This window comes from Hymenobacter glaciei (genome assembly GCF_039539585.1).
Taxonomy (GTDB): domain Bacteria; phylum Bacteroidota; class Bacteroidia; order Cytophagales; family Hymenobacteraceae; genus Hymenobacter; species Hymenobacter glaciei.
In genome coordinates this window covers 72,733-93,767 of the sequence record NZ_BAABDK010000016.1, presented here as the reverse complement: position 1 = coordinate 93,767, position 21,035 = coordinate 72,733, and the positions used below count along the sequence as shown (strand labels likewise).

Annotated in this window: 14 protein-coding genes; 4 read left to right on the top strand and 10 right to left on the bottom strand. The window is 61.2% G+C overall.

From position 1 onward, the window contains the following. Window positions 1-112: 112 nt before the first annotated feature. From ABD837_RS09335 to ABD837_RS09320, 4 genes are all read right to left on the bottom strand, one after another. Entirely contained in the window at window positions 113-1,741 is a 1,629-nt protein-coding gene (locus ABD837_RS09335; protein WP_345053291.1) for a serine hydrolase, read from the bottom strand. Between the two features lie 103 nt (window positions 1,742-1,844). After that, window positions 1,845-3,629 carry a DUF885 domain-containing protein gene (locus ABD837_RS09330; protein ID WP_345053288.1) on the bottom strand — a complete coding sequence of 595 codons (1,785 nt, stop codon included), beginning with the start codon at window positions 3,627-3,629 and terminating at the stop codon, window positions 1,845-1,847. A gap of 280 nt (window positions 3,630-3,909) precedes the next feature. After that, window positions 3,910-5,721 (bottom strand): DUF885 domain-containing protein, encoded by a 1,812-nt coding sequence (locus ABD837_RS09325; RefSeq protein WP_345053285.1) that lies wholly within the window; start codon window positions 5,719-5,721, stop codon window positions 3,910-3,912. 168 nt (window positions 5,722-5,889) lie between these two features. Further along, window positions 5,890-6,408 (bottom strand): T9SS type A sorting domain-containing protein, encoded by a 519-nt coding sequence (locus ABD837_RS09320; protein ID WP_345053283.1) that lies wholly within the window; start codon window positions 6,406-6,408, stop codon window positions 5,890-5,892. Window positions 6,409-7,433: 1,025 nt separating this feature from the next. Here ABD837_RS09320 and ABD837_RS09315 point away from each other — a divergent pair. Further along, a complete protein-coding gene (locus ABD837_RS09315) occupies window positions 7,434-10,565 on the top strand; it encodes a serine hydrolase domain-containing protein (protein ID WP_345053280.1) in 3,132 nt (1,043 codons plus the stop codon). A 200-nt stretch (window positions 10,566-10,765) separates the two neighbouring features. Here the strand turns inward: ABD837_RS09315 and ABD837_RS09310 are convergent, their stop codons facing one another. Continuing rightward, window positions 10,766-12,805, bottom strand: a complete 2,040-nt coding sequence (locus ABD837_RS09310) for a T9SS type A sorting domain-containing protein (RefSeq protein WP_345053278.1) — start codon at window positions 12,803-12,805, stop codon at window positions 10,766-10,768. Window positions 12,806-13,107: 302 nt separating this feature from the next. On the opposite strand from ABD837_RS09310, the gene ABD837_RS09305 reads away from it, so the two are divergent. Then, window positions 13,108-14,733, top strand: a complete 1,626-nt coding sequence (locus tag ABD837_RS09305; RefSeq protein ID WP_345053275.1) for a 3-(methylthio)propionyl-CoA ligase — start codon at window positions 13,108-13,110, stop codon at window positions 14,731-14,733. A 62-nt stretch (window positions 14,734-14,795) separates the two neighbouring features. On the opposite strand, the gene ABD837_RS09300 is transcribed toward ABD837_RS09305, so the two are convergent. The 5 genes from ABD837_RS09300 to ABD837_RS09280 form a co-directional block, all read right to left on the bottom strand. After that, on the bottom strand, window positions 14,796-15,296 hold the full coding sequence (locus ABD837_RS09300) for a DUF2059 domain-containing protein (protein WP_345053272.1): 501 nt from the start codon (window positions 15,294-15,296) through the stop codon (window positions 14,796-14,798). Between the two features lie 38 nt (window positions 15,297-15,334). After that, a complete protein-coding gene (proC, locus tag ABD837_RS09295; RefSeq protein ID WP_345053270.1) occupies window positions 15,335-16,135 on the bottom strand; it encodes a pyrroline-5-carboxylate reductase in 801 nt (266 codons plus the stop codon). Between the two features lie 199 nt (window positions 16,136-16,334). Then, window positions 16,335-17,708, bottom strand: coding sequence for a vanadium-dependent haloperoxidase (locus ABD837_RS09290; protein WP_345053267.1), 1,374 nt, complete (start codon window positions 17,706-17,708; stop codon window positions 16,335-16,337). Between the two features lie 121 nt (window positions 17,709-17,829). Next, window positions 17,830-18,048 (bottom strand): hypothetical protein, encoded by a 219-nt coding sequence (locus tag ABD837_RS09285; RefSeq protein WP_345053265.1) that lies wholly within the window; start codon window positions 18,046-18,048, stop codon window positions 17,830-17,832. Between the two features lie 25 nt (window positions 18,049-18,073). Further along, window positions 18,074-18,991, bottom strand: a complete 918-nt coding sequence (locus tag ABD837_RS09280; RefSeq protein WP_345053263.1) for a DUF58 domain-containing protein — start codon at window positions 18,989-18,991, stop codon at window positions 18,074-18,076. A gap of 264 nt (window positions 18,992-19,255) precedes the next feature. On the opposite strand from ABD837_RS09280, the gene ABD837_RS09275 reads away from it, so the two are divergent. Next, window positions 19,256-19,624, top strand: coding sequence for a DUF3276 family protein (locus ABD837_RS09275; protein ID WP_345053261.1), 369 nt, complete (start codon window positions 19,256-19,258; stop codon window positions 19,622-19,624). A 266-nt stretch (window positions 19,625-19,890) separates the two neighbouring features. Continuing rightward, entirely contained in the window at window positions 19,891-20,991 is a 1,101-nt protein-coding gene (gene ychF / locus ABD837_RS09270; protein WP_345053259.1) for a redox-regulated ATPase YchF, read from the top strand. The last annotated feature ends 44 nt before the right edge of the window (window positions 20,992-21,035 follow it).

Here is a 21,035-nt window from a genome sequence, read left to right as displayed (position 1 = left end):
TCCTGCTGGCAGGCGGGAGCGTTCAGCCAGGCCAGCCGGCCGCACGGCAACGGGTGCAGCGCAGCAGAAGCAGCCCGCAAGGTCCGCAAAATGGCCGATGTCCGGGCCGGCGTTACTTGATGGCGGCTGTCGTTTCCGGCACCCGCTGCAAATCCAGGTCCTGGAAGTCGTAGCTGAAGTCGGTAGCGGGCGAGATAGGCTTCATTTTCAGGCCCGAAGCGCGGCCCTGGTCGTCGAGGCTGAACGTGGCGAAGGCGTCGGCATTTAAGCTGCGAGCTTTCCAGCGCACGGCGAATGTGTTGCCGCGGTAGGGTAGTACCTGGCCTATTAAGCGCGGGGCGCGCACGGCCCGCAGCCACAGCTGGTTGTTCTGCAGATATACGTTCACATCGCCCAGCCAGGCATCGTGGTAGCGGCCCACGTAGGCGCTGTAGTCGGGTTTTTTGGGCGCAGCTTTCTGGGCCAGGGCTACCTGTTTCCAGGCAGCGGCCAATACTTTATCCGACTCGCCGGCCGCTGCCTGACGGTAGCCCAGCATCTGCTGCACCCGGTCCTGGTCAGTAACGCCCAGGTAGTGGTCGAGGATGTGGGACGCTACGGCCGTAAACGCCAGGCCGTCTTCCTGATTGGTGAGCACGATGATGCCTAAGTGAAGCTCTGGTACCAGCTGTACCTGGGTTACCATGCCAATTTCGCCGCCGGTGTGCGACACCATTTTGTATCCGCGCGCATCGTTGAGAAACCAGCCCAGCCCATAGGCCGCGAAGTGCGTGTTATAGGGCGACTGGCCGTGTCTCACCGGCAGAATGGTCTGGGGCGACCAGATTTCCCACTGCGTTTGGGGTTTCAGCAGGGGCGTGGGGGCACCCGGCCCGCCCAGTAGCATTAGGGCCCACTTGCTCAGGTCGTTCACGCTGCTGTACATGCCACCGCACGGCGCGGAGAACGGGCTGCGGGTGCGCTGGATAACCTGCACCTTTCCATCTACCGGGCCGTGCGCGTCAATGACGTTGGTGGGGTCGGGCAGGCGCGAGAAATCAGTCGCGGTACGCATCATGCCCAGTGGCTTAACTAGGCGAGCTTCCACAAAATCGGCCCAGGGCTGGCCCGCAATGCGCGTAACGACTTCGCCGGCCACGATGTACAGGTTGTTGTCGTAGTCGAACTTGCTGCGGAACGACGACACGGGCTTGAAATAGCGCAGGTTGTGAATTACATCCTTGACGGTGAAGTTGCTGGAGTCGGGGAACATCATCAAATCCCCCGCCCCCAGGCCCAGGCCGCTGCGGTGCGTCAGCAGGTCGCGCACCGTGAACTCGGCCGTCACGTAGGGGTCGTACATCCGGAACTCCGGGATGTAGTCGGTCACCTTGTCGTCCCAGCGCAACTTGCCTTCATCCACCAGCAGCCCCAGCGCGGCAGCTGTGAACGCCTTGGTGTTGGAGGCGATGCCAAACAAGGTGTTGGCGTCCATCGGGGATTTGGTAGCCAGCGAACTCACGCCGTAGCCCTTGGCCATTACTACCTGCCCGTCCTTCACCACGGCTACGGCAATGCCCGGCACGTTGAACCCCTTGAGGGTGCGGGCCACCACGGCATCCACGGCGGCCACATCGAGCGGCGCGGTAACGACTGGGGCCATTTGGGCGCGGCTTGTGCCGGGAAGCAGCGCAAGGACCAGAAAAGCAGCCGCTAAAATCATTCCCGGCCGCTGGCCAGCCCCGGTAAAGAATTGAATCATCAGCAGAAAAAAGTAGGTGAAAATTGGTTTGAACCAACAAGGTAAGCCACTGGCAACAACATAGCCGTTGTCAACTTTCCTGCCCCTGCCAAACCGGTTTCACCTACCGCTGCCGGGCCGCCCAGGCATCCATGTGCCGCTCTAGAATGGCCAGCGGCATCGAGCCGCCCGCCAGAATCTCATCGTGGAAGGCCTTGAGGTTGAATTTTTTGAGCAGCTGCCGCTCGTAGCGGGTGCGCAGCTCGCGCAGCTTCAGGGCGCCCACTTTGTAGGTGAGGGCCTGGCCGGGCATGGCCAGGTAGCGCTCTACTTCGGCGGTGGCGGCGGGCTCGGCAATGGGCTCGTTGGCCATCAGGTAGTCGATGGCCTGCTCGCGGCTCATGCCCTTCAGGTGCAGGCCCACGTCCACCACCAGGCGCAGTGCGCGGTGCATTTCGTCGCCGAGCGCGCCCAGGCGCTGGTAGGGGTCCTGGTAGAGGCCCAATTCGCGGCCCATGCTTTCGCAATACAATGCCCAGCCCTCGCTGAACGCCGGGTACGAGCCGAAGCGCCGAAACTTGGGCAGGCTGGTGTTCTCCTGCTGCAAGGACAATTGGTAGTGGTGGCCGGGAATGGCTTCGTGCAGAAACAGCGACTCCATGCCCGACGTCACGTTGAATTTGGTGGCGTCGAGAATGGGTACGTAGAAGATGCCCGGCCGCGAGCCGTCGGCCGTGCCCCGGTTGTACTCGGCCGACGCCGCCGCCGCCCGAAAAGCCTCCGTCTGCCGGATTTCAAACGGCGACTTGGGCGCCCGGCCAAATAGCCGGCTCAGGTTGGGGGCAATGCGCGCCTGCACGCCCCGGAAAGCCCGCAACACCTCCTCCGGGGTCTGGTAGGGCATAAAGCGCGGGTTGTTGCTCAGCGAGTTGAAGAAGCTCGACAGGCTGCCTTTGTAACCTACCTGCTTTTTCACCGCCTCCATCTCGGCCCGAATGCGCTTTACTTCGCTGATGCCGGTTTGGTAAACGGCGTCGGGGTCGCGCGAGGTGGTGGTCATCAGGCGCACGTCGTAGCGGTACATCTCGGCCCCGCCGGGCACGTCGCCCAAGCCGGTGCTGTTGCGGGCCTGAGGCAGGTATTCGGTTTGCAGAAATTCGGCCAGCTTGCGGTAGGTGGGCACCAAATCGGTGGCAATGGCCTCCTGATACGCGGCGGTGAGGCGGGCGCGGTCGGACTCCGAAAAACTGGCCGGCATGCGCTCGATGGGCCCGTAGAACAAGCTGCGCGTCGATTCGCCCACCACCTGGGCCTGCAGCTGCGGCACCATTTTCAGTACCAGTACTTTGGGTAGCACCACCGCCGCTTTAGCGCCTTCCCGGAAATTGGCCATGGCCGAGTCGGCCCACACCGGAAACCGGCTCACCCGGGCCAGCCAGTTGTCGTAGTCGCGCACCGTGCGGAAGGGCTGTGCGCCCGTGCCCGTACCCAACTGGCCCAGCGTGGTGGGCAGGCTGTAAATTTGGGCGAAGGGCATCATCCAGGTGTTCAAGCGCAGGCCCTCGATGCGCGTGCGCATCTCGTACTGGAAGATGTCGTAGCTGAGCTTGTCGTCGGCCGAAAGGCGGGCCCGGTCGATGTTCAGCAGGTCGTTCAGGTAGCGGCGGTAGAGGCGAGCCTGCTGCTGGCGGAAGGCGCGGGTCTGGTCGTTGGGCAGGCGGTCGTTGTAGCGGTTGTCGCCCTGGGCCGTGGCCAGCAGCGGAAACAAACGGGCGCGGTCGTCCCAGTAGTTATTAAACAGGTTGGCTAGCAAGGCGGCCGATGTGGTGCCCGGCGTGGGCTGCCGCGCCCAGCCGGCCCCGGCTACAACCCCCCACATCACCACCAACAGAACAAAAACACGCTTCATTAACCCTGGAATTAAGCCGGCAAGCTACATTTTTTTAACCAGAATACACCCCGCCAACCGTTCTGGTTAAAAGCAAAAACTCCCGCTCAGGTCCAGACCTTGGCGGGAGTTTAGGTGGCGACCTTGGTTATGACGGAACGTCAAAACAGAATATCCAAAAAAGGGACGTCATGCTGAGCTTGTCGAAGCATCTCTACCGCTTCGTTGAATCGATTGGATTACTTGTGCAGTAGAGATGCTTCGACAAGCTCAGCATGACGTTCTTTCTACTCACGACTCACTACTGCTGCTTCGCCCAGGCGTTCATTTTGGTTTCGAGCACGGCCAGCGGCATCACGCCGTCCTTCAGCAGCTCGTCGTGGAAGTTGCTGAGCGAGAACTTGCTGCCCAGCTGCTTCTCGTAGCGGGCGCGCAGCTCCTGAATCTTCAGCTGGCCGATTTTGTAGGCCAGTGCCTGGCCCGGAATGGCCATGTAGCGCTCGATGGCCGAGGTGTCGTCCTCCTTGCTGGCGGGCATGTTGTCGAGCATGTACTCGATGGCCTGCTCGCGGGTGAGCTGGCCGGTGTGCAGGCCGGTATCCACCACCAGGCGCACGGCGCGCAGCATCTCGTCGTTCAGGGCACCCACGTACTGGTAGGGGTCTTTGTAGAGGCCCAATTCTTTGCCCAAGCTCTCGCAGTACAGGGCCCAGCCCTCCGTCATGGCGCCGTAGCCGGCAAACTGGCGGAACTTGGGCAGGCCGGTGTTTTCCTGCTGCAGCGAAATCTGGTAGTGGTGGCCCGGAATGGCTTCGTGCAGAAACAGCGACTCCATGCCCTGCGTCACGTTGTATTCGGCAGGCTTGGGCAGCGGCACATAAAAAATGCCCGGCCGGGTGCCGTCCGGCGAGCCCTGGTTGTACTCGGCCGACGCCGATGCTTCGCGGAAGGCCTCGGTGCGGCGGATTTCGAACGGCGACTTGGGCACGCGCCCGAACATCTTTTTCAGGTTCGGGTCGATGGTTTTCTGAATCTGGCGGAAGCCGGCCAATACCTCTTCGGCCGTTTTAAAGGGCATGGCCTTGGGGTCGTGCTTCAGGCTTTCGAAGAACTGCCGCAGGGTACCTTTAAAGCCCAGCTGGGTTTTCACGCGCTCCATCTCGGCGCGCAGGCGGGCCACTTCGCGCAAACCCAGGGCATGGATGTCGGCCGGGGTTTTCTCGGTGGTGGTCCAGTAGCTGGCGTAGTAGCGGTAGATTTCGGGCCCGCCCGGCACCGCGTTGATGCCGCTGGTCGGGCGCGACTTCGGCAGGTACTCGTTGGCCAGGAAATCGCCCAGCTTCTTGTACGTCGGCACTACTTCGGCCAGAATGGCCTTCTTGTAATCCTCGGTAAGGCGCTTTTTGTCCGCGTCCGAAAACTCCTTTGGGAAGCGCGTGATGGGGCCGTAGAACAGCGACTTGGTGGCGTCGGTCACCTGCATGTCCTTGGCGCGCATCTGCGGAATCATCTTCTCCACCAGGGCCTTGGGCAGCACCACGCCGGCCCGCATGCCGCGGCGGAAGTTGCCAATGGCCGAGTCGGCCCACACCGTGAAGCCGCGCACCCGGCCCAGCCAGTTGTCGTAGTCCTGCACGGTTTTGAACGGTTGGTTGCCCTGCCCCGAGCCAAACTGCCCCATCGAAATAGGAAGGCCCCAGAACTGCTGAAACGGCATCATCCAGGTATTCAGCTTCATCCCATCCACACGCTGCTTCAGGTCGTACTGAAAGATGTCGTAGCTGATTTTGTCGTTCTCGTCCAGCCCGGCGCGGTCGAACTTGCCCAGCCGGCCCAGGTAGTCCTGGTAGAAGGTGCGCAGCGTGTCGCGGAAGGCCTGGGTCTGGTCGTTGGGCAGGCGGTTGTTGAAGCGGTTGTCGCCCTGGGCCGTGGCCGAGAGCGGGTCGAGGCGCGACTGCTGCTCCCAGAAGCTAGCGAACAGGCCGTTTAGGCCCTTGGTCGAGTCGGCCGCCGCGCCGCTTGCGCTGGTCGTGGCCGTTTCGGTGGTTTTGGTCTGGTTGCAGGCCGTGGTAAGGGCGGCCGCCACGAGGCCGGCCAAAGCAAATTTCTTCATGAAGGGAGGATGCGGAGAATGACGTCAATTAGCGGCCTCAAATAACGCGAAATTCCCGGCAGGGCCACCCGGGTTTGTCCGCTGCGTTCGGCCAACCTACGCTCGCCAGTACAACAAAGCCCCGCTCCCGGATGAGGAGCGGGGCTTTACCCGGAATAAACCGTGAGCCTATTGGCGCGTCAGGCGCTGGGTGTGGCGGCCGGTGGTATCGGTCAGTTCCAAGAAGAACGCGCCTTTGGGCAGGGTGCTCAGGTCGAGGCGGTCGCCGCCGGCAGCCTGGCCGCTGGTCAGCGTCTGGCCCAGGGCGTTGAGGACGCGGTAGCGCACGGAGCCCAGGCTGGCGGGCAGCATCACGGCATCGGCGGTGGGGTTGGGGTAAATGGTCGCGATTTCGCCGCCGCGACGGGCCGTGGCGACGGGCGAGTAGGCCGTGGTGCCGTCGGTGTCAACCTGGCGCAGGCGGTAGTAAGCCAAGCCGGCTAGCGGGCGCGCATCCGTGAAACCGTATTCGCGCGCGCTGCTGCTGCTGCCCTGGGCGGCTACGCGGCCAATGGCTTCGTAGGCTTCGCCGGTGGCGCTGCGCTGCACCTCGAAGTAGGCACTGTTTTTTTCGCTGGCCGTGGCCCAGCTCAGGCCCACGCCAGTGCCTTTAGCGGCGGCATCAAAGCGGGTGAGTTCGACAGGCAAGGGCGACGATGACGAAATCGTAACGTTGTCAATGAGTACCGTTGATTTTTTAGATGCTGTAAGTGTAATAGTTACCCCAACAGCTGTACGGATAGCAAAATTGGGGAGATTGATGATGAATTTCCCGACAACGTTGCTGTTTGATTCAATCACCTGAGCAATGGGGCTTGCGTATGAGCTTGCAACGGTAAGCCCTTGGCCTATGGTAAAGCTCGTTGCGGCATTGTTGGTGCTTGTTCCCGTCACGCTTAAGACCCTGACAGGAGCACCCCCGGCAACCGAGACGTCAACATACACTAAGTTGTTGTTGTCAAAACCAAACTGACCGTTCTGACCAACTTGAAACGTCAAAGCATTATTAGTTGAGCCCGCCTGAAATACTTGGGTGGCAAACACGATTGGAATGGTGTTGGGCGTAGCACTGGCATTCGCATCGGCCACTCCAAAAGCACCAAAGCCAGGCTGAGTAAAATTTGTCGCGAAGAATCCTGCTGTACCGGAGTTGGTTGCGTTGGCAGCAGTGGTGGCTGTTGCATACATGTTGGGGCTATCCGCGGCACCCGAAAAATCCTGCGTTTTGCTGAGGACTTGTGCCGAGGCTTCCTGGTGACTAAACGCCGCCGCAGCCAGCGCCAAGATATTTATCGATGCCAAAAAAGGTCGATTAAAAGTAAAGAGAGCCATTGGTTGAATTAGGTTTTTAAAAGTATTAAAAGACGGCGTTAGTCGGCAAATAACATTAATTGTTCAAAAAGTGAACTATACTTAATCGCTATTATAAAATAAATGATGCTTGACGCCCTAGAAGACGCTGTTTTACCTGGATGCATCTAAAACCGGAAATAACCTAAACTGATGCATGTGGGTAAGGAGCAAATTATCAGAATCAGTATGCTATAAAAGGGTGCGCCGCCGGGCTGCAATGCCTTCCAACAGCCGAGCTTGCTGGTGCCTGCAATTGGTGGCAGCTCGTGTTACTTTCGTATTAAGAAATACCTTCTCAGAATCAGAAAACGCATTAGGCTTTGTCAATATTTAAGTATTTGCTGTTGAGCTGGCTGCTGGCGGCTCCCTTGTTGGCACAGGCCCAGCAGCGCCCGGCACCCGTACGTGCCAATTCCTCCGCCCGGCCCCGTATCAAAGCTGCTCCCGCCAAAAAGGTTTTGCCCCGGCCGGCCCTGGTGCCCGGTACACCCGCCTTCACGCAGTACCTGCACTCGCCGTGGGTCGATAGCCTGATGCGGGTGCTCACGCCCGACCAACGGGCCGCGCAGCTGTTCATGGTGGCCGCGTACTCCAACCGCAAGCGCATCGATGAGGACTCAATCTCGGCCCTTATCCAGCAATCGGGCATTGGCGGGCTGATATTCTTCCAGGGCGGCCCGGGCCGGCAGGCGCGCCTCCTCAACCGCTACCAGAGCCAGAGCAAAGTGCCGCTGCTGGTGGCCCTCGACGGCGAGTGGGGCGTGGGCATGCGCCTCGACAGCGTGGTGAAGTTTCCGTACCAGATGAGCCTGGGCGGCGAAACCGACACGGCCCTGCTCTACGACATGGGCCGCGAGGTGGCCCGGCAGTTCAAGCGCCTGGGCATGCACGTCAATTTCGCGCCGGTGGTTGATGTGAATAACAACCCCGCCAACCCGGTTATCGGCTTCCGCAGCTGGGGAGAAAACCCCGCTGCCGTGGCCCGCGACGGCCGCCAGTACATGCGCGGCCTGCAGGATGCCGGCATTCTGGCCGTGGCCAAGCACTTCCCCGGGCACGGCGACGTGGACGCCGACTCGCACCTGGCCCTACCCACCGTTCGCGTCGACCGCAAGCGGCTCGATACGCTGGAGCTGCCGCCCTTCCGCAGCCTCATCGCGGGCGGGCTGGGCGGCATGATGGTGGCCCACCTCAACGTGCCCGCCCTCGACACCGTGCCCGGCCCGAGCACGCTTTCCAAACCGATTATCGAAGGCGTGCTGCGCAAGGAAATGGGCTTTAAGGGCCTGATTTTCACGGATGCGATGAACATGAAGGGCGTCATCACGAAATTTCCGCCCGGCGAAGCCGACGTGCGGGCCCTCATGGCTGGCAACGACATTCTGGAGTTCAGCAAGAACGTGCCGCTGGCCCTGAAAATGGTGCGCACCGCCGTGGACAGCGGCCGGATTTCGCAGAAGGAAATTGACGAACACTGCCGCCGTGTGCTGGCCCTCAAGCAGTGGTCGGGCCTGAACCGCTACCGGCCCATCGATACCAAAAACCTTTACGAAGACCTCAACGGCCCGCACGCCGAGTACCTCAGCCACCGCCTCACCGAGCTCAGCATCACGCTGCTGCGCAACCAGAAAAACCTGCTGCCCCTGCAGCGCCTCGATACGCTGCGCATTGCCACGCTGGTACTGGGCGGCTCCCCGCGCGACACCACCGATTTCCAGCGGGCGGTGGGCGACTATGCGCCGGCTGCGCATTTCCATGCCTCAGCCACGGCCACGCTCGATGAGCTGATGAAGCTGCGCGCCGCCCTCAAGCCCTACAACCTTATACTGGTGAGCTTGCAGAATCTGGGCCGCCTGCCTGCTACCAGTTTTGGCATCACGCCCGAAGCCAACATGCTGCTCCGCGAGCTCGCCGACCAAAAGCAGCAGCTCGTGCTTAGCGTTTTTGGCTCGGCCTACGCCGTGGCCCGGGTGCGCGACCTCGACCGCGCCAGCGCCGTCATCATGGCCTACCAGGAAAGCACGAATGCCCAAAACCTAACTGCCCAAGCCATTTTCGGCGGCATCGCGGCCACCGGCAAGCTGCCCGTAACCGTGAGCGACAAGTACCCCCGCGGCTTTGGCCTGCGCACCACTGCCGGCTCGCGCCTGCGCTACGCCAACCCCGAGGACGAAGCCATGGACCCGCGCCTCGAAGCTCGCGTGGACAGCCTCGTGGGCCGGGCGCTGGCAGCCCAGGCCTTCCCCGGAGCGCAGGTGCTCATTGCCCGGCGCGGCACGGTAGTGCTGCGCAAAAGCTATGGCAACCAAACGTATGCGGGCTTTGCCCGCAATGAAGAATTAGGAATTAGGAATGAGGAATTGAAAAAGCAAAAAGCGGCGAACAACAAGAAAGCGGCTGCCAATTCTTCATTAAACGAAGTGTCCGCCCCTCGCCGGGTGCATAACGACGACCTCTACGACCTGGCTTCGATGACCAAGCTGATGGCCGCCACGCCCGCGTTGATGCGCCTGGAAGGCGAGCGCAAATTCAGCCCCGATAGTGCGATGGGCAACTACTTCTCCTTCCTGCGCGGCACCAACAAGGCCGACTTAAAAATGCGCGACGTGCTGACCCACCAAGCCCGCCTGCAGGCTTGGATTCCGTTTTGGCAGGAGCTTCGTAGGAAAAACGGCGAGATGCGCCGCCGCTTTTTCCGCGCTGATTCGTCGGCCCGGTTCCCGCTGCCAGCCGCTGCCGGGCTGTGGGCGCGCAAGGACTTGCCGGCCCGCATCTACAAGGAAATTGGGGATTCGCCGCTGAATGCCAAGCCTGGCTACGTGTACTCCGACTTGTCGTTTATCCTCTATCCCGAGCTGGTGAAGGCCCGCACTGGGCAGCCGCTCGATGCCTACTTGCAGAAGCAGGTATACGGCCCGCTGGGTGCCACCACGCTGGGCTTCCGGCCCACCAACCGTTTCCCCCTCAAGCGCATTGTGCCGACGGAAGTGGATTCGGCTTTCCGGCGGCAGCTGCTGCATGGCACCGTGCACGACGAAGGCGCGGCTCTGCTCGGCGGCCTCTCGGGCCACGCCGGCCTGTTCGGCGATGCCAACGACGTGGCCAAGCTGGCCCAGACCTACGCCTGGGGCGGCCGCTACGGCGGCCAGCAGCTCTTCGACAAAGCCGTGCTGGCCGAGTGGACCAGCTGCCAGTTCTGCCCCGACAACCGCCGTGCCCTGGCGTTCGACCGCCCCGCTGCCAATCCTACGGTGAACTCGGCTAAAAGTGCTTCGCAGCGCAGCTACGGCCACACAGGCTTCACGGGTACCTACTTCTGGGTGGAGCCCGAAAAGGACTTGGTGGTGGTGCTGCTGACCAACCGCGTGCACCCCACGCGCCGGAACAATAAGCTGACGGAATTGAGCGTACGCTCGTCGTTGCTGCAGGTGGCAATTGAGGCGGCGCGGTAGGTGAGAGGCGGCTAATAGCCCCAGCGGGTGCATTCCTCTCTGAGCCGAGCTTTAATGACTGCTCCAGTAACCCGGCGGCGCGATGCGGCTTAGGTCCCGAACAATTGACACGGCAAGCTAAACCCTGACCCAAGCAAAAAAAAGAAGGCCGGACTGTGGTCCGGCCTTCTCTTCAACGGGTAGGCCCATTGGGCCCGCAACTACTTGACCACCGAGAGACGGGTGGTTCTCACCTCGCCATTAATTGCCAGTCGGCAGTAATACACGCCGCTGGGCAGGTTCTTGCTGTCAACAGTTACTGAGTACAGTTGGCCGGCTTCCGTCGGGCCGTCATAGAGCGTAGCAACTACAGCCCCGAGATAGTTGTAGAGCAGCAGCTTAGCCGGGGAGGCGGTGGCGTTGCGGAAGGAAACGGTGGCCTGGCCCGCGGCGGGGTTCGGGTAGGCTTCCAGGCTGGCCGCTTCGTCTACCGCAGCAGTGTTATCAGCGGCCAGGCTCCGGCCGAGGGCCTGGCAGGCACCCAGGTAGTCGGTATGGCTCGGGGAGGTCAGGTGCGTGTTCACGGCATTGGGCGAGATGCAGATTTCGTGGCCGTTGTGGCACACCAGTACCTTGTCGTTCTTATTGCCACAGCGCACATCGATTACGGCAATGGTGATGGTGGCGGTGGCGGTACAGCCAGCGGCGTTGGTTGCGGTAACCGTATAAGTAGTGGTGGTGGTAGGGGCCGCCAACACGGTTGCTCCGGTTGTGGTACTCAAGCCAGCAGCCGGGCTCCAGCTATAGGTGCCGTCGCCATTAGAGGCCGTCAACTGCACACTCTGTGGCCCATAGCCCAGGTAAATAGTTGTGACCGGTCCGCCCGTAAAGACGCTGCTCGTGGCTGTTGGGGTAATGACAGGAGTGGGTACCGGCGCTGGCTGCCCAACGGTGGCCGTCGCGGTTTTACGGCAATTGTTGGCGTCCGTCACCGTCACGGAATAGGTGCCTGGGCTCAGGCCCGTCAGGTCCTCGGTCGTGGCTGTGAACGTGCCGGGCCCGGTCCAGGCGTAGGTGGGCGTACCGGTCGCGCCGGTTACCGTCAGGTCAACGGTGCCATTGCTGCCACCGTTGCAGGTCACGTCGCTGCTGCTCGTTTGCAGGCTCAGGTTGCAAAGAGTTACATTGATGGTTACCGATGTAAGCGCCTGTACGCCAGCCGGGTCCTGCGCCGTGAAGCTTAGCACATGCGGGCCCACGTCGCCAGCAGTTGGCGTCCAGCTAAAGGTGCTGGCAACGGGGTTTGCGGCTGCTACGGCCGGAAAAACCGAGCCCGGCGGCAGGCCCGTGCCCTGTAAAGTCACCACGTCGCCGGCATCGGGGTCGTAGGCCTGCACATTAAAGGACATGGCGTTGCCGGCCACAACCTGAATGGTGCTGCCATCGGCAGGGGTCAGGCCGGGGCTATAATCAAACAAGGGGCTTTGCGAAGGCCCTACCATGCGAATGATGAAGTCAACCATAATGGTGGTCGACCCGTCAGAAATCGCGACAATGGCGTTGTAGAGGGCCCCAATTGATTTGCCAGTGGTGGGGAAGCTGGCCACGCCGGTTGGGGTAATGCTCAGGCCGGGCGCTTGGATAAACGAGGCATAGGGGGCCAGGCCGCCGGAGGGCACCAGCGAGAAGGTGAGCGGCGAACTGTCGCTGCCGGGCACGGTAAACGTGGCGGCTGCCTGGCCAACGGCCAGGTTCACAATTGCTGGCAGGGTCGAAACGGGCGAGTTATTGGTAGTGCCCACCGTTACGTCGGTGAAGACATTCCACGCCTGGTTCGCGTTGTTTTGCAGGGTGCCAATCCGGGCGTTGCTCGTATATAAGGCTGTATACTTCGTGCCTGCCGGGGCGGCAGCATACGTATGCGTGATTTCAGCTTCCCCAAAAAAGGAGATATCGGAAAAGTTAATCGACGTAATGACCAGGTTGATGGGGGCCGAATTGCCATCGCCGAAGTCGAGCGGTCCCGTGTATTCAGTGCCGCCCACCACGGGAGGTACTGCCCAGGGAAAGTCTTCCCGGAAGGCCTGGGTGACTTTAAACTTAACCGTGGTTTGGCCAGCCGCGTTGGTCGAAACGGTCTGCCAGGTCAGGCTGCCGTAGCGAAAGTGAGAGGCCTGGGCGGGAGCCGAGGCGGCCAGCAGCAGGGTGCAGAGCAAGCTCAGTACCAAAAGGCCAAAGCGCAGGGGCGATGCAACGCGCATCGGGAGGGGTTTTGGATTGCATCCGGAGTCGGAGTGTTCCATAGCGAAAAAAAGGTGGGATGGGATGGATATGTGCCGGCAGCCCGTCGCGAGGCAATGAGCTCAGCCGAACCTTTGTGGCTAAAAGGTGCGCAAATATAATATAATTAAAATATATAACAAGAATTATATAAAATGTTGTTTAGCAGTGGCCTATTTATTCGCTCTGCTGCCAGCCTAAGGCGTAGACGGAGCGAAACTGGTAGCAAAAGCCCCGAAGCTTGCTACCTTACGGGCATCTTTTCATTCCCAACCCGCTCCCTATGCAAGGACTGATGATGGCTGAGCCGCTGCGCGTGGCTTCGATAATCGAGCACGCCGCCAAGTGGCATTCCGATACCGAAATTGTGTCGCGGCTGCCCGAGGGCGGTATGCACCGCTACACGTATGCCGCCGCCAACCAGCGCAGCCAGCAGCTGGCCCAAGCCCTGCTGGCCCTCGGCATCGAAAACGGCGACCGGGTGGGCACCCTAGCCTGGAACACGCACCGCCATTTCGAGCTCTACTACGGCGTAGCGGGCATAGGCGCAGTGTGCCACACCATCAACCCGCGCCTGTTTCCCGAGCAGCTCGTCTACATCATCAACCACGCCGAAGACCGGCTTCTGTTCTTCGACCTCACATTTTTACCGCTCGTCGAGCGCCTGGCTTCGGTGTGCCCTTCCGTCGAGAAATGGGTGCTAATGGCCGGGCCCGAGCACTTGCCCAAAGAATCGGTGATGCCCGGCCTGTGCAGCTACGAAGACCTGCTGGCCGCCCAGTCTGGCGGCTACGCGTGGCCGAGCTTCGACGAAAATACGGCCTGCTCGCTGTGCTACACTTCCGGCACCACCGACCAGCCCAAGGGCGTGCTCTACTCGCACCGCTCCACGGTGCTGCACGCCATGGGGATTTCGTTTCCCGATTCGTTGGGCTGCTCGTCGGCCGATGTGATTATGCCCGTGGTGCCCATGTTCCACGTCAACGCCTGGGGCTTGCCCTACGCCGCGCCGCTCAATGGCTCGAAGCTGGTGCTGCCCGGCGCGGGCATGGACAGCGCCAGCCTGTTTGAGCTCATGGAAAACGAGGGCGTGACGTTTTCGGCCGGGGTGCCCACCATCTGGCTGGCGCTGCTGCAGTTCATGCGCGACGGCCACCGCACGTTCCGCACGCTGCGGCGCACGGTAGTGGGCGGCTCCTCGTGCCCGCCGGCTCTGATGAAAGCCTTCGTAGAGGAGCTGAATGTGACCATCACCCACGCCTGGGGCATGACGGAAACCAGCCCGCTAGGCACCGGTAGCCGCCTCAAAGCCAACCAGCAGCATTTGCCAGCCGAGGAAAAAGCGGCTATACTGGCCAAGCAAGGCCGGGCAGTGTTTGGCATTGATATGAAGATTGTGGGCGACGACGGCCAGGAGCTGCCGCACGACGGCGTGGCTTTCGGCGACCTGCTGGTGCGCGGCCCTTGGGTGGTGCGCGACTATTTCCGCAGCCCCACGCCCGGCGAGCTTACCGGCGACGGCTGGTTCCGCACCGGCGACGTAGCCACCATCGACCCCGACGGGTTCATGCAAATCACCGACCGTTCGAAGGACGTCATCAAGTCCGGCGGGGAATGGATTTCCAGCATCGACCTCGAAAACTTGGCCGTGGCGCACCCCGCCGTGGCCGAGGCCGCCGTCATTGGCGTGCCCAGCGCTAAATGGAGCGAGCGGCCGCTGCTGGTAGTGGTGCGTCGCCCCGGCCTGGACGTTTCGGCCGAAGAAATGCTCGCCTTCTTCAAAGGCAAAGTGGCCAAATTCTGCGAGCCCGACGCCGTGGAATTTGTGGAGCAGCTGCCACACACGGCCACCGGCAAAATTCTCAAAACCCAGCTGCGGAAGGATTTTGCGGGGTATTCGGTGGCGTAAAAAACGGCGGCAGCAGCCCAAAATATGGGTCGCTGCCGCCGCCGCCGCTGAACAGAAGGGTGTTACTTGCCCTTTTGGGCTTCCAGTTTGGACTTGATGGCTTCCTGGAGCTCCGGCAAATGCTCCTGCACCCGTTTTTGCCCAATCTCCATGCTCGATTGCATGAGCTGCGGCAAAACCGATGACATTTTGCGGCCGGTAGGCGTTTGATAAAACTTCGTGATATCGCGCAATTCCGTCTCCGTGAAATTGCGGCTGTAGATTTCGACTATGTCGGATTTCAAGCTGTTCCAGCTCATGTATTTGCTGAAAAACGACCTCATTTCGGCTTCAAAAGCGGCCGCTTCGGGTCGCTGCTTGAGTTGCATATCCAGCATCTGGTCGACGAGCTTGTCGAATGCGCCCGGCGGGTAAACGAGCGTCAGTAGTGTTTCCGCCGCCTGCCGATGGCTGGTTGAAACGAGGGAAGGGGCTGAAGTTGCCGTGGTGGGTTTCGACGTTTGGGCCTGGGCCGGCGTGTAGGAAAAGGCCGCGAACAGCAGGAAGGGGAGGAGTTTTTTCACGCGCCAAATAACCGACAGAAAAAGAATATGTGCGGGTATTAGCGCCCAAGCTCCTCGGCCCGGTCCCGCGCGGCACCAGCGCCGGCCATGAGCCCCTCGCGTACCGCACCCGCGCCGAAAGCGCCCAGTGCCGCCTCGGTGGTGCCGCCTTTCGAGGCTACTTTGGCAATCCAGTCCTGGCAGCTCAGGCCCGACTGCGAGTACAGCTCCACCGCCCCGCGAAAGGTCTGGCTTACCAGCAACTCGGCCTCGGCCCCGCTGAAGCCCATTTGGGCGGCGGCCGCCATCAGAGCTTCCATGCAGTAGTACACGTAGGCCGGGCCACTGCCGGAGATGGCCGTGCTGGCATCAATGGCGCTTTCCTGCTCCACGTACACGGTTTTGCCGGTGGTGCTCAGCAGGTTTTGCACCTGCACCAGCTCGGCCCGGCTCACCTCGTCGGTGCTGGTGAAGGCCGTCATGCCCATGCCAATCTGAGCGGGTAAGTTGGGCATGGCCCGAATGATTTTGGGCGTGCCGAGCGCCTCGCGCAGGGTGGCAATCCGCACGCCGGCCATGATGCTAAGCACGAGCTGCTGCGGCTGTACCAGCCCCTGCAGGGCTGCAAATAGCGTCGGCGAGTCCTGCGGCTTCACGGCGAGAATGAGGATGTCGGCACCCGGCACGCACTCGGCCGGCGAGCCCCACACCGTGCCAATCTCGTGGGCGGCCAGCGCGGCCACGCGCCCGGGCGAGCGGGCCAGCAGACGCAAATCGAGCCGCGAGGTGATGTGGGCGCGCACGAAGCTGCGGGCATAGGTGAGGCCCATATTGCCGCCGCCGATAATCAAGATTTTCATGGTTGGGGAGTTGCTTGCGAGCGCAAAGAACGACCGGAAGCAATTTGCCCAAGCAAAAAAGACCGTCATGCTGAGCGGAGCCGAAGCATCTCTACCGCAGCAGTAATCCAATCGACAGGATTTACTATTACGGTAGAAATGCTTCGATTCTGCTCAGCATGACGGTCAAATATTCGCTCAACGGCTTCCCAACTGCCTGCTACTTAAAGCGCAGCGCCGACACGTTGCGGCCAACTTTGCGGCCTTCTACCAGCCCAATTTCGTTGGAGCTGCGGAAGTGAATGCCGCCGTAGAGGCGCGAAACGGCGGCCTCGTCGGCAAAGGCCGCGAAGCTGGCGAAGGAGCGGGGCTCAAACCCCGCGCCGCGCGCCTGGTGCGAATTGTCAACAAACGCCGTTTGGGCCCCGAACAACTCTTCCAGTACCTGGGCGGCCGCGCCGGACTGCGACGAATGCCCCGACACGAACTCGGGGAAGGGGGGCGAGGCAATCAGCGGCTGCCAGGTTGGGTCTATCATGGCGCGAATCGCGGCATCGGGGCGTTGCCAGTTGAACTGGTACTTGCATTTCCAGCAGCTGATGAAGGCATCGGCCACAGCAATGCCCACGCGGGCGTAGGCTTCGGCCGCCAGCGCCAGTGTGGCTTTGCGGTCGCGCAGCACCACGCCCGTAATGCTGATGGAATGGCCGGGAGGAGTAATGGTCTGGCCGCCATCGGCCCAGTACAGGGCAGTGGTGCGCTGGGCCGCCGTGAGGGCGCGGCTGGTGGTGTACAACTCTTCTACCTGCCCATAATAGGCCGAGCCCGCTTGGGTGGAATACACATAGGGCAGGGCCGGCATGGCTAGGGCAGCATTGGCGGGCAGGAACATGCGGTTCTGGCCCCAGTAGGGCTGCAGGGCGCGGGCCGAAGCCGCGTTGCTGGCGGGGGCCCACAGGCCCGTGCCAGTGGGCGGCACGTACCCAGCCGGCTGGTTGCTGAGGTAGCTCTCGTGCCCGCCGTCGGTGCGCGACCAGTCGAACACGGCCTGGGCCACGGCGCGGCCAAACTGCACCGAGCGGTCGAACTCGGCCGCCGTGCGGTACGAGGCGTTCAGGGCCGTTTCCAACGAGTCGATGCTGGTGCGCTGGGCAGCGGAGGCGTTGCCAAACAAGCTTTTGGCCATCAGGGCCTGGGCGGTGTTGGCGGCCACGGCCCAGTTGTAGAACTGGCCAGCTTCGGGCTGGGGCAGGGTGTTGAGGCCGGTAAGCTGCCCGGCCAGCGACTGGCTGCCGGCAATGCCGGGCTGTACGGCCCCGTAGAGGGCTACGCCGGCGTAGCCCAGCGCGCGGGCCGCTACCGGTGGCGAAAATCCTGTTCCATTCTTGATGAGCCGCAGCTCCATGTCGGCCCATTTGGTGGCCGCGTCGGCCGAATAGGTGGAGGTAGCGGGCGAGGCGGGGGCCGCCAGCTCAACATCCTGGCTGCAACTGGTGGCTAGCAGAGCAGTTGCAAGCAGAGCTGCGCCGGCAAGCTTGCGCAGGGGCGTAGGTTCCAGCGGTAAGCCCACCCATTTGGGTGAAATTGTGAACATTTTATTGCAGAAAAAGGCGGAAAATTAGCGTAAAGCAAATATAGCAAAGTAGCATTACAAATCCTGCTTCTTCACCTATTCGATTCGCCCTAGCCTCTATCTGCATGCCAGCAAGGCGGGGTTACCGGCGCGGCGGGTTTTGGCGCCCGGCCTGGTCTTCGGCGCTCCGCTCGCGCATGGCCACGAACAGGGCAATAAATACCGAGAAAAAAGGCAGCAACAGCCCCAGCGCAAACCAGCGCCAGAAGGAGCGGCCGTAGTTGTAGGCGATGTAGCCCGTGATGGGCGCAAAAACCAGCAGGGAAACCCCAAAAATGAGCAAAAGGCGGAGCAGGAACACAGGAATCAACGTTTAAAATAAGAAACTACCGCACTTTGCCGCGCTTCACCAGGTAAGCATACAGCACCTTTTCGAAAGGCTCGCGCACATCTACCGGCACGAAGTCGATGCGCAGTTGGCCGCAGCGCAGCGCCAGCTCCTGCTCGTAGGTCGTCATGGCCGCTTGGTACTGGTCTTTAATCTGGGAGGGCTGGAGCTTGATTTCGAAGCCGGTTTCCACATCCTCGAAGATGTAAGGCCGCTCCGCAAACTCGAAGTTGGCCTCGGTGGCGCGGTCGAGCACGTGGAAGAGCAGCACCTCGTGGTGCTGGTGCTTGAGGTGCTGCAACGCCGAAAGGGCCGCATCCTGCTCGGCGGCCCCCCGCCCCAGCATGTCGCTGAACACGATAACGAGCGAGCGTTTCGGAATCTGCTGCGCAATGGTGTGGATGGTGCCGGCCACATCGGTGCCCCGGCCCGATTTGGGCGCCGGCGGCCGCTCCAGCAACTGCTGCAGGGCCAGCAGCAGCGTGTGGCGGTGGGTGCTGGTGGAGCGCACAGGCGTTTGCAGCTCAATGGTATCGGCGAAAGTGACCAGGCCCACGGCGTCGCGCTGCCGGGTGAGCAGCGTGGTGAGGGCAGCGGCGGCCAGAATGCTGAACTTCAGCTTGTCGTGGTTCGGGGCGGGGTAGTACATGCTCGGGCTAACATCGAGCAGCAGGTGGGCGCGCAGGTTGGTTTCTTCCTCGTAGCGCTTCACAAACAGCTTGTCGGTGCGGGCAAATACCTTCCAGTCGATGTGGCGCGTGCTCTCGCCGGGGTTGTAGAGGCGATGCTCCGAGAACTCCACCGAAAAGCCGTGGTAAGGCGACTGGTGCAGGCCGGTGATGAACCCGTCGACCAGCTGGCGGGCCAGGAATTCCAGGTTTTCGAAGGAGCGGATGGCAGCGAGGTCGAGGGGCATGGGAGAGGAGCGGGCAGAGGGCTTTGAAGCCATAAAGTACGGTCATGTCGAGCGCAGCCGAGACATCTCGCGTGGGGTAGTAATTCAATCGACAGGGAAACGAGTTAGCGGTAGCCCGCGAAACGTCTTGGCTCCGCTCGACATGACGTTCTACTCTCAACAGCCACCCTTGCTCCGGCGTTTATCTTTCGCACATCTTTCGTAAGTTAGGCCTTTCATCCAAACGACAAACCTATTTCCCACCCATACCCCCAACCCATTCCCGTGGACGACCGTCACGACCAGGAAGAGATTTATTCCCAACGCATTAAAGCCGGCAAGCGCACGTATTTCTTCGACGTGAAAGCCACCCGCGGCCAGGATTACTACCTGACCATCACCGAAAGCAAACGGCGCCAGAATGGCGACGATTCCGTTTCGTACGAGAAGCATAAAATCTTCCTCTACAAGGAAGATTTCCTCAAATTTGTGGATGCTTTGCAGGATGCCGTCGACTATGTGCGCGAAGAACTGCTGAGTCCCGAGGAAGTGGCCGAACTCGACCGCCCCCGCGACTTCGACGACCGCGACCAGCCCCGCCGCGAGGTCGAGCGCCCCGCCTTCGACCCCAACCGGGCCGACGACAACTACTAAGGGGCAATAGTTAATGATTAACGGTTAGCGGTTAATTTTTTGGCCACGCAAAACGGCGCAATCGGACTCTCGTCTGGTTGCGCCGTTTTTCTGTAGCGCGCAGCCTTATGCGGCGTGGCACGAGCGCAGCGAGTATACACGATTGGAGAAGCCGCCGGATACTCGCTGTGCTCGTGCCACGCAGCAAAGGCTGCGCGCTACGCCGTACCTTTGCGGCTGAATGGACTAATTCTTCATTCTTAATTCTTCAATCTTAATTAGAAGTAATGGGCCTCCGCTGCGGTATCGTCGGCTTGCCGAACGTCGGTAAATCCACCCTTTTCAACGCGTTATCGAACGCCAAGGCCGAATCGGCTAACTACCCGTTTTGCACCATCGAGCCCAATGTGGGCGTCATCACCGTGCCCGACGAGCGGCTGCAGATTCTGGAAGCCCTCGTGAACCCCAAGCGCGTGCTGCCCACCATTATCGAGTTTGTCGACATCGCCGGCCTCGTGAAGGGGGCCAGCAAAGGTGAAGGCCTGGGCAATAAATTCCTGGCCAACATCCGCGAGGTAGATGCCATCATTCACGTGGTGCGCTGCTTCGACGACCCCAACATCGTGCACGTAGCCGGCGGGGTTGACCCCGTGTTCGATAAGGATGTTATCGACACGGAGCTCCAATTGAAGGACCTGGAAAGCATCGACAAGAAGCTTCTCAAGAGCGAGCGCAGCGCCAAAGCCGGCGACGCCGTGGCCAAGAAGGAAGTAGTATCGCTGCAGAAATTCAAAGCGGCCCTCGAAGGCGGCGAGAATGCCCGCGCCGTAACGGCTTCGGCCGATGACCTCGAAGCCATTGCCGACCTGCAGCTGCTCACCATCAAGCCCGTGATTTACGTGGCCAACGTGGACGAAGCCAGCATTGCCAGCAACGGTAACAACCACGTAAGCGCCCTGCGCGAGCACGTGAAAGCCGAAGGTGCCCAGGTCGTGCTGGTATCGGCTGCCATCGAAGCCCAGATTGCCGACATGGAAGACCCCGAGGAAAAAGAAATGTTCCTCGGCGAATACGGCCTCACCGAGTCGGGCCTGAACAAGCTCATCCGCGCCAGCTACGAGCTGCTGAACCTGATTACCTACTTCACTGCCGGCGTGCAGGAAGTACGCGCCTGGACCATTCACCGCGGCGACAAAGCGCCCGCGGCAGCCGGCGTAATCCACTCCGATTTCGAGAAGGGCTTCATCCGCGCCGAGGTCATCAAGCTGCCCGATTACCAGGAATACAAGACCGAGGTGAAAATCAAGGAAGCCGGCAAAATGGCAGTCGAAGGCAAAGAATACGTGGTGCAGGATGGCGACATCATGCACTTCCGCTTCAACGTTTAACCTGCTTTTCGCTCCCAAGCAGGAATCGAAGTAGTCAATAAAAA